The sequence below is a fragment of the Endozoicomonas sp. ALB091 genome, from assembly GCF_049310265.1.
Lineage (GTDB): Bacteria > Pseudomonadota > Gammaproteobacteria > Pseudomonadales > Endozoicomonadaceae > Endozoicomonas.
The window spans coordinates 1-17,009 of sequence record NZ_JBLYNQ010000013.1; the positions used below are offsets into that span (position 1 = coordinate 1).

Annotated in this window: 7 protein-coding genes; all 7 read right to left on the reverse strand. The window is 51.5% G+C overall.

The window, feature by feature from the left end; all coding sequences use genetic code 11:
- A partial coding sequence (locus tag ACO6UX_RS23410) for a hypothetical protein (RefSeq protein ID WP_422450707.1) occupies positions 1-575 on the reverse strand: 575 nt, incomplete at its 3' end.
- Between the two features lie 147 nt (positions 576-722).
- Entirely contained in the window at positions 723-3,845 is a 3,123-nt protein-coding gene (locus ACO6UX_RS23415; RefSeq protein ID WP_422450708.1) for a DUF1601 domain-containing protein, read from the reverse strand.
- Positions 3,846-4,001: 156 nt separating this feature from the next.
- Positions 4,002-7,256, reverse strand: coding sequence for a DUF1601 domain-containing protein (locus tag ACO6UX_RS23420; protein ID WP_422450709.1), 3,255 nt, complete (start codon positions 7,254-7,256; stop codon positions 4,002-4,004).
- 106 nt (positions 7,257-7,362) lie between these two features.
- The gene (locus ACO6UX_RS23425; RefSeq protein ID WP_422450710.1) at positions 7,363-10,785 is read right to left on the reverse strand and encodes a DUF1601 domain-containing protein; all 3,423 of its coding nucleotides are present in this window, start codon (positions 10,783-10,785) and stop codon (positions 7,363-7,365) included.
- A gap of 155 nt (positions 10,786-10,940) precedes the next feature.
- Positions 10,941-12,239 (reverse strand): RAP domain-containing protein, encoded by a 1,299-nt coding sequence (locus ACO6UX_RS23430; RefSeq protein WP_422450711.1) that lies wholly within the window; start codon positions 12,237-12,239, stop codon positions 10,941-10,943.
- A gap of 45 nt (positions 12,240-12,284) precedes the next feature.
- Entirely contained in the window at positions 12,285-13,535 is a 1,251-nt protein-coding gene (locus ACO6UX_RS23435; RefSeq protein ID WP_422450712.1) for a DUF1601 domain-containing protein, read from the reverse strand.
- A 106-nt stretch (positions 13,536-13,641) separates the two neighbouring features.
- A complete protein-coding gene (locus ACO6UX_RS23440; RefSeq protein ID WP_422450713.1) occupies positions 13,642-16,911 on the reverse strand; it encodes a DUF1601 domain-containing protein in 3,270 nt (1,089 codons plus the stop codon).
- Between the last annotated feature and the right edge of the window lie 98 nt (positions 16,912-17,009).

Sequence of the window (17,009 nt, forward strand, 5' to 3'; positions counted from 1 at the left end):
CAGTTAAATATTATTGCATCAAGCAGAGTTGACAATAAGGCAGCTTGAGTCAACTGAACACGCTCATGCATGGGTTTATAAGGGGTAAAAACACCCGCTGAAGTCAATGAATGAAGAGTTGTCGTCAGGCTTCGCCAATCCCAACGCCGTGTTGGGGTAAAATTTTGCAGCATACGTATCAGCTGGCTTTGTTCCGCCCGGTTTAACGGTCTTTTAGCAGCTGACGTGTATCTTTTAATTGAAAGGGCATATTGACTGTGATTTTTTCCATTATAGCGATGACCGAAACGATCCGCTTTACTCAACAGATCAGCCATTATTTCCTGTTTGATGAGGGCATTAAAATCCTGAGCAGGGTTTACTGAACGGCCCTGTAGATGTTGAGAAGAGCTTGCTCCAGAAGAATGGTAAAATTCATGGCGACCCGGCGCAGTGCGGGGGGGATTATCCCATGGTCTGACTGTGGCATGTCTGTATCGTCCACGCCCTGAAGAAGGGGCATGGCCTTTCGGTTGGTTGTAATCATTACCTGATCTTGTGTATTTACCATTGATACCAGCAGATCTTCTATCCATAATTATATTTCATTAATTCATGAGAATATAAAAAGCAGACTGCGGTTCTGTTCAGAAGTTCATTTTGCTGAACTGTCTAGTAGTTGGAGAAGAACATCTACTCTGAATTGTAAAAACGGTTCCTGAGTCTTGATGGCAGGGAGACGATTACTGGCTGTTTGTTCTCTTCTTTATTCGATCAATAAATGGTTTCATTAAATCCCGGTTCCAACGCTGTTTAACCGGAATTTCAATGACCTCAAACCCTGCTTTTTGCAACAGTGCAATTTTCAGCAGAGTCGAACCCTTCCTGGTTTTGAAATCACCATTCACGTAATGAGACGGTCCCTGAACTTCAATCACCATGTTGTGATCTGGCAGTAACAGGTCAACCGGAGGTAATGAGTTCAGACTCTTTTCTTCTTCAATCTTCAAAGAGGGCATGCATGATTGGAGTTGATTGCGGAAGTCGGCCTGATGTTTTGAAATGGTTGTCTGGTAATGGGGGGTGAACGGACACGCTCTGCCAAGCCAACTGGCGGCCATGGCAATGATGGTTTGATCCTCTTCATTATCTGGTGATGTATTTTCCAGGCGAGTCAACAGGTCATCCATGTGCTTTTCAAGCACGTTATTTTTATTGGCATTGGAGTCTAGAGACAACCTGGCACAGCATACCATTACGCCCCAGAGAGACATCGATATAACTTGCCTGCAGAGCTGAGGGTTTTCACTGATTCGGTAGACAAGCGATTCGAATGTAGAGGTAACCACATTCAGCTCAACGAGTTCACCCAGTTTCGCCATGGCCCACAGCAGGTTGGCGATACCCTGTGGTTTAAAGTTAGCTTTCTGTGCGCTCACGTGGGGTAACAGCGCAGCCACGGCCGCTTGGAACTCTGGTGTCCACTCCTGCCCGTTATCCACCAGTTTCGCCATGGCCCACAGCAGGTTGGCGATGTGCTGAGGAATAAATTGGTCTTTCTGTGCGTTCACGTGAGGCAACAGCGTGGCCACAGCCTCGTTGAGCGCTGGTGTCTGCTCCTGCCCGTTGTCCACCAGTTTCGCCATGGCCCACAGCAGGTTGGCGATCTCTTGTGGTTTAAAGGTAGCTCTCTGTGCATTCACGTGGGGCAACAGTGCGGTCACGGCCTCGTTGAGTTCTGGTGTCGACTCCTGCCCGTTGTCCACCAGTTTCGCCATGGCCCACAGCAGGTTGGCGATGTGCTGAGGAATAAATTGGTCTTTCTGTATTTTCACGCGGGGCAACAGTGCGAGCACGGTTTTGTTAAGCGCTGTTGTCTTCTCCTGCCCGTTGTCCACCAGTTTCGCCATGGCCCACAGCAGGTTGGTGATACCCTGTGGTTTAAAGTGAGCCTTTTGTGCGTTCACGTGGGGCAACAGGGCGGCCACAGCTTCTTTGAGCTCTGGTGTCGACTCCTGCCCGTTGTCCACCAGTTTCGCCATGGCCCACAGCAGGTTGGCGATATCCTGGGCTTTAAATTGGTCTTTCTGTACGTTCACGTGGGGCAACAGGGCGGCCACGGCCTCGTTGAGCCCTGGTGTCCGCTCCTGCCCGTTGTCCACCAGTTTCGCCATGGCCCACAGCAGGTTGGCGATACCCTGGGCATTAAATGTGTTTTTCTGTGCGTTCACGTGGGGCAACAGCGCGGCCACGGCCTCTTTGAGTCCTGGTGTCCACTCCTGCTCGTTGTCCACCAGTTTCGCCATGGCCCACAGCAGGTTGGCGATATCCTGGACATTAAATTGGTCTTTCTGTGCGTTCACCCGGGGCAACAGCGCGACCAGGGCTTCGTTGAGCCCTGGTGTCCGCTCCAGCCCGTTGTCCACCAGTTTCGCCATGGCCCACAGCAGGTTGGCGATATGCTGAGGAATAAATTGGTCTTTCTGTGCGTTCACGAGAGGCAACAGGGCGGCCACGGCCTCGTTGAGCCCTGGTGTCCGCTCCAGCCCGTTGTCCACCAGTTTCGCCATGGCCCACAGCAGGTTGGCAATGGCCTGGGCATTAAGTTGGTTTTTCTGTGCGTTCACGAGGGGCAACAGGGCGGCCACGGCCTCGTTGAGCCCCGGTGTCCGCTCCAGCCCGTTGTCCACCAGTTTCGCCATGGCCCACAGCAGGTTGGCAATGCCCTGGGCATTAAGTTGGTCTTTCTGTGCGTTCACGAGGGGCAACAGGGCGGCCACGGCCTCGTTGAGCCCTGGTGTCCGCTCCAGCCCGTTGTCCACCAGTTTCGCCATGGCCCACAGCAGGTTGGCAATGGCCTGGGCATTAAGTTGGTTTTTCTGTGCGTTCACGAGGGGCAACAGGGCGGCCACGGCCTCGTTGAGCCCTGGTGTCCGCTCCAGCCCGTTGTCCACCAGTTTCGTCATGGCCCACAGCAGGTTGGTAATGCCCTGGGCATTAAGTTGGTCTTTCTGTGCGTTCACGAGGGGCAACAGGGCGGCCACGGCCTCGTTGAGCCCTGGTGTCTGCTCCAGCCCGTTGTCCACCAGTTTCGCCATGGCCCACAGCAGGTTGGCGATACCCTGGGCATTGAATTGGTCTTTCTTTACGTTCACGTGGGGCAGCAGGGCGGCCACGGCCTCGTTGAACTCTGGTGTCTGCTTCTGCCCGTTGTCCACCAGTTTCGCCATGGCCCACAGCAGGTTGGCGATTCCCCGGGCATCAATATCCCTGGCTTCAGGTTTTTGGTTGCAGTTAAATATTATTGCATCAAGCAGAGTTGACAATAAGGCAGCTTGAGTCAGCTGAACACGCTCATGCATGGGTTTATAAGGGGTAAAAACACCCGCTGAAGTCAATGAATGAAGTGTTGTCGTCAGGCTTCGCCAATTCCAGCTCCGTGTTGGGGTAAAATTTTGCAGCATACGTATCAGCTGGCTTTGTTCTGCCCGGTTTAACGGTCTTTTAGCAGCTGACGTGTATTCTTTAATTGAACTGGCAAATTGACTGTGATTTTTTCCATTATAGCGATGACCGAAATGATCCGATTTACTCAACAGATCATCCATTATTTCCTGTTTGATGAGGGCATTAAAATCTTGAGCAGGGTTTACTGAACGGCACTGTAGATGTTGAGAAGAGCGTGTGCCAGAAGAATGGTAAAATTCATTGCGATCCGGTGCAGTGCGGGGGGGATTATCCCATGGTCTGACTGTGGCATGTCTATATCGTCCACGCCCTGAAGAAGGGGCATGGTTATTCGGTTGGTTGTAATTATTACCTGATCTTGTGTATTTACCACTGATACCAGCAGATCTTCTATCCATAATTATATTTCATTAATTCATGAGAATATAAAAAGCAGACTGCGGTTCTGTTCAGAAGTTCATTTTGCTGAACGGTTTATAAACGCAAGTGGTTGGAGGAGAACATCTACTCTGAATTGTGAAAACGGTTCCTGAGTCATGATGACAGGGAGACGATTACTGGCTGTTTGTTCTCTTCTTTACTTGATCAATAAATGGTTTCATTAAATCCTGGTTCCAAAGCTGGTTAACCGGGATTTCAATGACCTCAAACCCTGCTTTTTGCAACAGTGCGATTTTCAGCAGAGTCGAACCTTTCCTGGTTTTGAAATCACCATTCACGTAATGAAACGGCCCCTGAACTTCAATAATAATGTTGTGATCTGGCAGTAACAGGTCAACCGGAGGTAATGAGTTCAAACTCTTTTCTTCTTCAATCTTCAAAGAGGGCATACAGGATTGGAGTTGATTGCGGAAGTCGGATTGACGTTTTGAAACGATTGTCTGGTAATGGGGGTTGAACGGACACGCTCTGCCAAGCCAACTGGCGGCCATGGCAATGGTGGTTTGATCCTCTTCATTATCTGGGAATGTATTTTCCAGGCGAGTCAACAGGATATCCATGTGCTTTTCAAGCACACTATTTTTATTGGCATTGCAGTCCAGATACAACCTGCCACAGCATACCATTACTCCCCAGAGAGATATCAATATCGCTTGCTGAGAGAACTGAGGGTTTTCACTGATTCGGTAGACAAGCGATTCGAACGTGGATGTAACCACGTTCAGCTCAACGAGCTCACCCAGTTTCGCCGTGGCCCACAACAGGTTGGCGATACCCTGGGCTTTAAATTGGTCTTTCTGTGCGTTCACTTGGGGCAACAGCGCGGCCACGGCCTCTGTGAAATCTGGTGTCCACTCCTGGCTGTTGTCCACCAGTTTTGCCATGGCCCACAGCAGGTTAGCGATAGCCTGGGCATTAAATTGGTCTTTCTGTGCGTTCACGTGGGGCACCAGCGCGGCTACGGTCTCTTTAAGCTCTGGCGTCTGCTCCTGGCCGTTGTCCACCAGTTTCGCCATGGTCCACAGCAGGTTAGCGATAGCCTGGGCATCAAATTGGTCTTTCTGTGCGTTCACGTGGGGTAACAGCGCGGCCACGGCCTCGTTGAGCCCTGGTGTCCGCTCCTGCCCGTTGTCAGCCAGTTTCGCCATGGCCCACAGCAGGTTGGCGGTAGCCTGGGCATTAAATTGGTCTTTCTGTGCGTTCACGTGGGGCAACAGCGCGGCCACGGCCTCGTTGAGCCCTGGTGTCCGCTCCTGCCTGTTGCCCACCAGTTTCGCCATGGCCCACAGCAGGTTGGCGATAGCCTGGGCATTAAATTGGTCTTTCTGTGCGTTCACGTGGGGCAACAGCGCGGCCACGGCCTCGTTGAGCCCTGGTGTCCGCTCCTGCCCGTTGTCCACCAGTTTCGCCATGGCCCACAGCAGGTTGGCGATGCCCTGGGCATTAAATTGGCCTTTCTGTGCGCTCACGTGGGGCAACAGCGCGGCCACGGCCTCGTTGAGCTCTGGTGTCTGCTCCTGCCCGTTGTCCACCAGTTTCGCCATAGCCCACAGCAGGTTGGCGATAGCCTGGGCATTAAATTGGTCTTTCTGTGCGTTCACGTGGGGCAACAGCGCGGCTACGGTCTCTTTAAGCTCTGGCGTCTGCTCCTGCCCGTTGTCCACCAGTTTCGCCATGGCCCACAGCAGGTTGCCGATATCCTGGGCATTAAATTGGTCTTTCCATGTGTTCACGTGGGGCAATAACGCGGCCACGGCCTCTTTGAGCCCTGGTGTCTGTTCGTGCCCGTTGTTCACCAGTTTCGCCATGGCCCACAGCAGGTTAGCGATACCCTGAGGAATAAATTGATCTTTTTGTGCGTTCACTTGGAGCAACAGCGCGGTCACGGCCTCTTTAAACTCTGGTGTCCACTCCTGCAAGTTGTCCACCAGTTTCGCCATGGCCCACAGCAGGTTGGCGATACACTGGGCATTAAATTGGTCTTTCTGTGCGTTCACCTGGGGCAACAGCGCGGCCACGGCCTCGTTGAGCCCTGGTGTCTGCTCCTGCCCGTTGTCCACCAGTTTCGCCATAGCCCACAGCAGGTTGGCGATACACTGGGCATTAAATTGGTCTTTCTGTGTGTTCACGTGGGGCACCAGCGCGGCTACGGTCTCTTTAAGCTCTGGCGTCTGCTCCTGGCCGTTGTCCACCAGTTTCGCCATGGCCCACAGCAGGTTGCCGATATCCTGGGCATTAAATTGGTCTTTCCATGTGTTCACGTGGGGCAATAACGCGGCCACGGTCTCTTTGAGCCCTGGTGTCTGTTCGTGCCCGTGGTTCACCAGTTTCGCCATGGCCCACAGCAGGTTAACGATACCCTGAGGAATAAATTGATCTTTTTGTGCGTTCACTTGGAGCAACAGCGCGGCCACTGCCTCTTTGAGCCCTGGTGTCCGCTCCAGCCCGTTGTTCACCAGTTTCGTAATGGCCCACAGCAGGCTGGCAATGTCCCGGGCGTTAAGTTGGTTTTTCTGTGTGTTCACGAGGGGCAACAGTGTGGCCACAGCCTCTTTGAGCCCTGGTGTCCACTCCTGCAAGTTGTCCACCAGTTTCGCCATGGCCCACAGCAGGTTGGCGATATGCTGAGGAATAAATTGGTCTTTCTTTGCGTTTACGTGGGGCAACAACGCGACCACGGCCTCTTTGAGCCCTGGTGTCTGCTCCTGCCCGTTGTCCACCAGTTTCGCCATGGCCCACAGCTGGTTGGCGATTCCCCGGGCATCAATGTCCCTGGCTTGAGGTTTTTGGTTGCACTTGAATATTATTGCGTCAAGCAGAGTGGACAATAAGGAAGCTTGAGTTAGCTTGACACGCTCATCCATGGGGTTATGAGGGGTAAAAAAACCCGCTGAAGTCAATGAATGTAGTGTTGTCGTAAGGCTTCGCCAGTCCCAACGCCGTGTTACGGTAAAATTTTGCAGCAAACGTATCAGCTGGCTTTGTTCAGCTTGATTTAACGGTCTTTTAGCAGCTGATGTGTATCTTTTAATTGAATCAGCATACAGACCGTGATGTCTCCCATCATAGCGATCACCGAAACGATAAGATTTACTCACCAGATCATCCATTATTTCCTGTTTGATGAGCGCATTAAAATCCTGAGCAGGGTTTACTGAGCGGCCCTGTAGATGTTGAGAAGAACGTGTGCCAGAAGAATGGTAAAATTCATTGCGACCCGGCGCAGTGCGGGGGGGATGATCCCATTGTCTGACTGTGGCATGTCTATATCGTCCACGTCCTGAAGAAGTGGCATGGCCATCCGGTCGGTTATAATAATTATCTGATCTTGCGTATTTACCACTGATACCAGCAGAACTTCTATCCATAATTATATTTCATTAATTCATGAAAATATAACAAGCAGACTGCGGTTCTGCTCAGAAGTTCATTTTGCTGAACTGTCTATAAACGCCAGTGGTTGGAGAAGAACAACTACTCTGGATTGTTAAATGATTCAGAGCCATGCCCTTTTGGTTGGGTGTTTATCCTGGTCTTTATTTGATCAATACATCGTTTTATTGAATCCGAGCTCCAAAGCGTGTTAATCGGGATTTCAATGACCTCAAATCCTGATTTTTGCAGCAGAGCAATTTTAAGTAGAGTTGAACCATTCCGGGTTTTGAAATCGTTACTCACGTAATGAAACGGTCCCTGAATTTCAATCACCATGTTGTGATCTGGCAGTAACAGGTCAACCGGAGGTAATGAGTTCAAACTCTTTTCTTCTTCAATCTTCAAAGAGGGCATGCATGATTGGAGTTGATTGCGGAAGAAGGTTTGAGGTTTTGAAATGGTTGTCTGGTAATGGGGGACGATCGGACACGGTCTGCCAAGCCAACTGGCGGCCATGGCAATGACGCGTTGATCCTTTTCATTGTCCGGGGGGGTATTTTCCAGGCGAGTAAGCAGGTCATCCATGTGCTTTTCAAGCACGTTATTTTTATTGGCATTGGAGACCAGAGACAACCTGGCACAGCATACCATTACGCCCCAGAGAGACATAAATATATCTTGCTGAGAGAACTGAGGGTTTTCACTGATTTTGTGGACAAGCGATTTGAAGATAGAGGTAACCACGTTCAGCTCAACGAGTTCACCCAGTTTCGCCATGGCCCACAGCAGGTTGGCGATTTCCTGTGGTTTAAAGTTAGCTTTCTGTGCGCTCACGTGGGGTAACAGCGCAGCCACGGCCGCTTTGAACTCTGGTGTCCACTCCTGCCCGTTATCCACCAGTTTCGCCATGGCCCACAGCAGGTTGGCGATGTGCTGAGGAATAAATTGGTCTTTCTGTGCGTTCACGTGAGGCAACAGCGTGGCCACAGCCTCGTTGAGCGCTGGTGTCTGCTCCAGCCCGTTGTCCACCAGTTTCGCCATGGCCCACAGCAGGTTGGCAATAAACTGGACATGAAATTGGGTTTTCTGTGCGTTCACCCGGGGCAACAGCGCGACCAGGGCTTCGTTGAGTCCTGGTGTCGACTTCTGCCCGTTGTCCACCAGCTTCGCCATGGCCCACAGCAGGTTGGCGATATGCTGTGGGTTAAAGTCAGCTTTCTGTGTGTTTACGTGGGGCAACAGCGCGGCTACGGCCTTGTTGAGTTCTGGTGACCTCTCATGCCCGTTGTCCACCAGTTTCGCCATGGCCCACAGCAGGTTGGCGATATCCTGTGGGTTAAAGTCAGCTTTCTGTGCGTTTACGTGGGGCAACAGCGCGGCTACGGCCTTGTTGAGTTCTGGTGTCGACTCCTGCCCGTTGTCCACCAGTTTCGCCATGGCCCACAGCAGATTGGCAATACCCTGTGGTGTAAAGTTGGCTTTCTGTGCGCTCACGTGGGGCAACAACGCGGCCATGGCCTCGTTGAGCTCTGGTGTCCGCTCCTGCCCGTTGTCCACCAGTTTCGCCATGGCCCACAGCAGGTTGGTGATTTGCTGTGGTTTAAAGTTAGCTTTCTGTGCGATCACTTGGGGCAATAGCGCGGCCACGGCCTCGTTGAGTCCTGGTGTCCGCTCCAGCCCGTTGCCCACCAGTTTCGCCATGGCCCACAGCAGGTTGGCAATATGCTGAAGAATAAATTGGTTTTTCTGTGCACTTACCTGGGGTAACAGTGTGGCTACAGCCTCTTTGAGACCCGGTGTCCACTGCTGCCCGTTGCCCACCAGTTTCGCCATGGCCCACAGCAGGTTGGCGATATCCTGGACATTAAATTGGTCTTTCTGAGCGTTCACCCGGGACAACAGCGCGACCAGGGCCTTGTTGAGTCCTGGTGTCCGCTCCAGCCCGTTGTCCACCAGTTTCGCCATGGCCCACAACAGGTTGGAAATGCCCTGGGCATTAAGTTGGTCTTTCTGTGCGTTCACATGGGGCAACAGGGCGGCCACGGCCTCGTTGAGCCCTGGTGTCCACTCATGCTCGTTGTCCACCAGTTTCGCCATGGCCCACAGCAGGTTGGTGATATCCTGGACATTAAATTGGTCTTTCTGTGCGTTCACCCGGGGCAACAGTGCGACCAGGGCCTCGTTGAGCCCTGGTGTCCGCTCCAGCCCGTTGTCCACCAGTTTCGCCATGGCCCACAACAGGTTGGCAATGTCCCGGGCATTAAGTTGGTTTTTCTGTGCGTTCACATGGGGCAGCAGCGAGGCCACGGCCTCGTTGAGCCCTGGTGTCCGCTCCAGCCCGCTGTCCACCAGTTTCGCCATGGCCCACAGCAGGTTGGCGATTTCCTGTGGTTTAAAGTTAGCTTTCTGTGCGTTCACCCGGGGCAACAACGCGGCCACGGCCTCGTTGAGCTCTGGTGTCTGCTCCTGGCCGTTGTCCACCAGTTTCGCCATGGCCCACAGCAGGTTGGCGATACCCTGAGGAATAAATTGGTCTTTCTGTACGTTCACGTGGGGCAGCAGCGCGGCTACGGCCTCGTTGAGCTTCGGTGTCTGCTTCTGCCCGTTGTCCGACAGTTTCGCCATGGCCCACAGGAGGTTGGCAATATTCTGGGTATTAAATTGGTCTTTCTGTGCGTTCACATGGGGCAACAGCGTGGGCACAGCTTCTTTGAGCTCTGGTGTACACTCCCCGTTGTCCACCAGTTTCGCCATGGCCCACAGCAGGTTAGCGATACCCAGAGGAATAAATTGGTCTTTCTGTGCATTCACGTGGGGCAGCAGGGCGGCCACGGCCTCTTTGAACTCCGGTGTCTGCTTCTGCCCGTTGTCCACCAGTTTCGCCATGGCCCACAGCAGGTTGGCGATTCCCAGGGCATCAATATCCCTGGCTTGAGGTTTTTGGTTGCACTTGAATATTATTGCATCAAGAAGCGTGGACAATAAGGCAGCTTGAGTGAGCTTAATACGCTGATCCACGGGGTTATGAGGGGTAAAAACACCCGCTGAAGTCAATGAATGAAGTGTTGTTGTCAGGCTTCGCCAATTCCAACTCCGTGTTACTGTGAAATTTTGCAGTAAATGTATCAGCTGGCTTTGTTCGGCTCGATTTAACGGTCTTTTAGCAGCTAACGTGTATTTTTTAATTGAACTGGCATATCGACCGTGATGTCTCCCATCATAGCGATGACCGAAACGATCCGATTTTCTCAACAGATCATCCATTACTTCCTGTTTGATGAGCGCATTAAAATCTTGAGCAGGGGTTACTGAACGGCGCAGTAGATGTTGAGAAGGGCATGCGTCAGAAGAACGGTAAAATTTATTACGCCCCGGGTTATTGCGTGGGGTATCATCCCACTGCCTGACCATGGCATGTCTATATCGTCCACGCCTTGAAGAAGCGGCATGGCCACCCGGTCGGTTATAATAATTATCTGATCTTGCGTATTTACCACTGATACCAGCAGAACTTCTATCCATAATTAAATTTCATTAATTCATGAAAATATAAAAAGAAGACTGCTGTTCTGTTCAGAAGTTCATTTTGCTGAACTGTCTATAAACGACAATGGTTGGAGAAGAACATCTATTCTGAATTGTGAAAATGGTTCTGAGTCATGATAGCAGGTAGACGATTACTGGCTGCTTGTTCTCTTCTTTACTTGATCAATAAATGGTTTCATTAAATCCTGGTTACAAAGCTGGTTAACCGGGATTTCAATGACTTCAAACCCTGCTTTTTGCAACAGTGCGATTTTCAGCAGAGTCGAACCTTTCCTGGTTTTGAAATCACCATTCACGTAATGAAACGGCCCCTGAACTTCAATAATAATGTTGTGATCTGGCAGTAGCAGGTCAACTGGAGGCAATGAGTTCAGGCACTTTTCTTCTTCAATCTTCAAAGAGGGCATGCATGACTGGAGTTGATCGCGGAAGAAAGTTTGAGGTTCTGAAATGGTTGTCCGGTAATGGGGGACGATCGGACACGCTCTGCCAAGCCAACTGGCGGCCATAGTAATAATGTGTCGATCCTTTTCATTGTCCAGGGATGTATTTTCCAGGCGAGTCAACAGGTCATCCATGTGCTTTTCAAACACGTTATTTTTATTGGCATTGGAGACCAGCGACAACCTGGCACAGCATACCATTACGCCCCAGAGAGATATCAATATATCTTGCCTGGAGAGCGGAGGATTTTCACTGATTCGGTAGACAAGCGATTCGAACGTAGAGGTAAACACATTCAGCTCAACGAGTTCACCCAGTTTCGCCATGGCCCACAGCAGGTTGGCGATGCCCTGTGGTTTAAAGTTAGCTTTCTGTGCGTTCACGTGGGGTAACAGTGCGGCCATGGCCGCTTTGAACTCTGGTGTCCACTCCTGCCCGTTGTCCACCAGTTTCGCCATGGCCCACAGCATGTTGGCGATGTGCTGAGGAAGAAATTGGTCTTTCTGTGCGTTCACATGGGGCAACAGCGTGGCCACAGCCTCGTTGAGCGCTGGTGTCCGCTTTTGCCCGTAGTCCACCAGTTTCGCCATGGCCCACAGCAGGTTGGCAATATGCTGGGCATTCAATTGGTCCTTCTGTGCGTTCACGTAGGGCAACAGGGCGTCCACGGCCTCGTTGAGCCCTGGTGTCCGCTCCAGCCCGTTGTCCACCAGTTTTGCCATGGCCCACAGCAGGTTGCTGATCTGCTGAGGAATAAATTGGTCTTTCTGTGCGTTCACGCAGTGCAACAGCGCGGCCACGGCCTCGATGAACTCTGGTGTCTGCTCCTGGCTGTAGTCCGACAGTTTTGCCATGGCCCACAGCAGGTTGGCGATAACCAGTGGTTTAAAGTCAGCTTTCTGTGCGTTCACATGGGGCAACAGCGCGGCCACGGCCTCTTTGAGCTCAGGTGTCCGCCCCTGCCCGTTTTTCACCAGTTTCGCCATGGCCCACAGCAGGTTGGTGATATCCTGTGGTTTAAAGTTAGCTTTCTATACGTTCACGTGGGGCAATAGTGTGGCCACGGCCTCGTTGAGCCCTGGTGTCTGCTTCTGCCCGTTGTTCACCAGTTTCGCCATGGCCCACAGCAGGTTGGTGATATCCTGGACATTAAATTGGTCTTTCTGTGCGTTCACCCGGGATAACAACGCGACCAGGGCTTCGTTGAGCGATGGTGTCTGCTCCTGCCCATTGTCCACCAGTTTCGCCATGGCCCACAGCAGGTTGGCGATATGCTGAGGAATAAATTGGTTTTGCTGTGCGTTCACATAGGGCAACAGGGCGGCCACGGCCTCGTTGAGCCCTGGTGTCCGCTCCTGCCCGTTGTCCACCAGTTTCGTAATGGCCCACAATAGGTTGGCGATTCCCTGGGCCTTAAATTGGTCTTTCTGTGCGTTCACGTGGGGTAACAGCGCGACCACCGCCTCTTTGAGCCCAGATGTCCACTCCAGCCCGTTGTCCACCAGTTTCGCCATGGCCCACAGCAGGTTGGCGATACCCTGAGGAATAAATTGGTCTTTCTGTGCATTCACGAGGCGCAACAGGGCGGCCACGGCCTCTTTGAACTCTGGTGTCTGCTTCTGCCCATTGTCCACCAGTTTCGCCATGGCCCACAGCAGGTTGGCAATTCCCTGAGCATCAATATTCCTGGCTTCAGTTTTTTGGTTACAGTTAAATATTATTGCATCAAGTAGCCTTGACAATAAGTGAGCTTGAGTAAGCTTAACACGCTCATCCATGGGTTTATGAAAGGTAAAAACACCCGCTGAAGTCAATGAATGAAGTGTTGTCGTCAGGCTTCGCCAGTTCCAGCTCCGTGTTACTGTATAATTTTGCAGCAAATGTATCAGCTGGCTTTGTTCGGCTCGATTTAACGGTCTTTTAGCAGCTGACGTGTATTTTTTAATTGAACTGGCATATTGACCGTGATGTCTCCCATCATAGCGATGACCGAAACGATCCGATTTTCTCAACAGATCAGCCATTATCTCCTGTTTGATGAGGGCATTGAAATCCTGAGCAGGGTTTATTGAACGGCCCTGTAGATGTTGAGAAGAGCTTGCTCCAGAAGAATGGTAAAATTCATTGCGACCCGGTGCAGTGCGGGGGGGATGATCCCACTGCCTGATCGTGGCATGTCTATATCGTCCACGCCCTGAAGAAGCGGCATGGCCACCCGGTCGGTTATAATAATTATCTGATCTTGCGTATTTACCACTGATACCAGCAGAACTTCTGTCCATAAGTATATTTCATTAATTCATGAAAATATAAAAAGCAGACTGCTGTTCTGTTCAGAAGTTCATTTTTCTGAACTGTCTATAAACGCCGATGGTTGGAGAAGAACAATTACTCTGGATTGTTAAATGATTCAGAGCCATGCCCCTTCGGTTGGGTGTTGATTATGGTCTTTATTTGATCAATACATCGTTTTATTGAGTCCGGGCTCCAAAGCGTGTTAATCGGGATTTCAATAACCTCAAATCCTGATTTTTGCAGCAGTGCAATTTTCAGTAGAGTCGAACCATTCCGGGTTTTGAAATCGTTACTCACGTAATGAAACGGTCCCTGAATTTCAATCACCATGTTGTGATCTGGCAGTGACAGGTCAACTGGAGGTAATGAGTTCAGACTCTTTTCTTTTTCAATCTTCAAGGAGGGCATGCATGATTGGAGTTGATTGCGGACGACAGTTTGAGTTTTTGAAGTCATCGTCTGGTAATGGGGGGCGAAAGGACACGGTCTGCCAAGCCAACTGGCGGCCATGGCAATGGTAGTTTGATCCTCTTTATCCGGTGATGTATTTTCCAGGCGAGTCAACAGGTCATCCATGTGCTTTTCAAGCACGTTATTTTTATTGGCATTGGAGACCAGATACAACCTGGCACAGCATACCATGACTCCCCAGAGAGACATCGATATATCTTGCCTGGAGAGCTGAGGTTTTTCACTGATTTTGTGGACAAGCGATTCGAATGTAGAGGTAACCACATTCAGCTCAACGAGTTCACCCAGTTTCGCCATGGCCCACAGCAGGTTGGCGATATGCTGGGGAATAAATTGGTCTTTCTGTGCGTTCACGTGGGACAACAGGGCGGTGACGGCCTCATTAAGCTCCGGTGTCCGGTCATGCACGTCGTCCACCAGTTTCGCCATGGTCCACAACAGGTTGGCGATTTCCTGTGGTTTAAAGTTAGCTTTCTGTGCGTTCACTTGGGGCAACAGCGCGGAGACGGTCTTTTTGAGCTCTGGTGTCTGCCCCAGTCCGTTGTCCACCAGTTTCGCCATGGCCCACAGCAGGTTGGCGATAGCCTGGGCATTAAATTGGTCTTTCTGTGCGTTCACGAGAGGCAACAGGGCAAACACGGCCTTTTTGAGCGCTGGTGTCTGCTCCAGTCCGTTGTCCACCAGTTTCGCCATGGCCCACAGCAGGTTGGCGATATGCTGGGGAATAAATTGGTCTTTCTGTGCGTTTACGTGGGGCAACAGGGCGACTACGGCTTCCATGATACCTGTTGCCTGCTCCTGCCCGTTGTCCACCAGTTTCGCCATGGCCCACAGCAAGTTGGTGATTTCCTGTGGTTTAAAGTTAGCTTTCTGTACGTTTATATGGGGCAACAGCGCGGCCACGGCCGCTTTTAGCGCTGGTGTCAGCTCTTGCCCGTCCACCAGTTTCGCCATGGCCCACAGCAAGTTGGCGATACCCTGGGCAGTAAATTGGTTTTTCTGTGCGCTCACAAGGAGCAACAGCGCGGCCACTGCCTCTTTGAACTCTGGTGTCCACTCTCCGTTATCCAACAGTTTCGCCATGGCCCACAGCAAGTTGGCGATATGCTGAGGAGTAAATTGGTCTTTATGTGCCTTTACGTGGGGCAACAGCGTGGCCACGGCCTCGTTGAGTTCAGGTGTTCGCTCCTGCCCGTTGTCCACCAGTTTCGCCATGGCCCACAGCAGATTGGCGATATGCTGAGGAATAAATGGGGCTTTTTGAGCGTTTACGTGGGGCAACAGCACGGCCACCGCTTCGTTGAGTTCTGGTGTCTGCTCCTGCCCGTTGTCCACCAGTTTCGCTATGGCCCATAGCAGGTTGGCAATACCCTGGTCATTAAACTGGTCTTTCTGTGCGTTCACGTGGGGCAACAGCGCGGCAACGGCCTCTTTGAACCCTGGTGTGTGCTCCTGCCCGTTGTCCACCAGTTTCGCTATGGCCCACAGCAGGTTGGCGATTTCCTGTGGGTTAAAGTTAGCTTTCTGAGTGTTCACGTTGGGCAATAACGCGGCCACAGCCTCTTTGAGTTCTGGTGTCTGCTCCTGCCCGTTGTCCACCAGTTTTGCCATGGCCCACAGCAGGTTGGCGGTACCCTGAGGAATAAATTGGTCTTTCTGTGCGTTCACGAGGAGCAACAGGGCGGCCAGGGCCTCTTTGAACCCTGGTGTCCGCTCCAGCCCGTTGTCCATCAGTTTCGCCATAGCCCAAAGCAGGTTGGCAATGCCCTGGGCACTAAGTCGGTTTTTCTGTGCGTTCAGAAGGGGCAGCAGGGCGGCCACAGCCTCTTTCAGCCCTGGTGTCCGCTCCAGCCCTTTGTCCACCAGTTTCGCCATGGCCCACAGCAGGTTGGCAATGCCATGGGCATTAAGTTGGTTTTTCTGTACGTTCACGAGGGGCAACAGGGCGGCCACGGCCTCGTTGAGTTCTGGTGTCTGCTCCTGCCCGTTGTCCACCAGTTTTGCCATGGCCCACAGCAGGTTGGTGATACTCTGAGGAATAAATTGGTCTTTCTGAGCGTTCACGAGGAGCAACAGCGCGGCCACGGCCTCTTTGAACCCTGGTGTCCGCTCCAGCCCTTTGTCCACTAGTTTCGCTATGGCCCACAGCAGGTTGGCGGTATCCCGGGCATTAAATTGGTCTTTCTGTGCGTTCAAGTGGAGCAAAAGTGCAGCCACTGCCTCGTTGAACGCAGGTGTCAATTCTTGCCCGTTGTCCACCAGTTTCGCCATGGCCCACAGCAGGTTGGCGATACCCCGGGCTTCAGGTTTTTGGTTGCAGTTAAATATTATTGCATCAAGTAGCGTTGACAATAAGTGAGCTTGAGTAAGCTTAACACGCTCATCCATGGGTTTATGAAAGGCAAAAACACCCGCTGAAGTAAATGAATGAAGTGTTGTCGTCAGGCTTCGCCAGTTCCAGCTCCGTGTTGGGGTAAAATTTTGCAGCATACGTATCAGCTGGCTTTGTTCCGCCCGGTTTAACGGTCTTTTAGCAGCTGACGTGTATTTTTTAATTGAACTGGCATATTGACCGTGATGTCTCCCATCATAGCGATGACCGAAACGATCCGATTTTCTCAACAGATCAGCCATTATCTCCTGTTTGATGAGGGCATTGAAATCCTGAGCAGGGTTTATTGAACGGCCCTGTAGATGTTGAGAAGAGCTTGCTCCAGAAGAATGGTAAAATTCATTGCGACCCGGTGCAGTGTGGGGGGGATGATCCCACTGCCTGACCATGGCATGTCTATATCGTCCACGCCCTGAAGAAGCGGCATGGCCACCCGGTCGGTTATAATAATTATCTGATCTTGCGTATTTACCACTGATACCAGCAGAACTTCTATCCATAATTAAATTTCATTAATTCATGAAAATATAAAAAGCAGACTGCTGTTCTGTTCAGAAGTTCATTTTGCTGAACTGTCTATAAACGCAAATGATTGGAG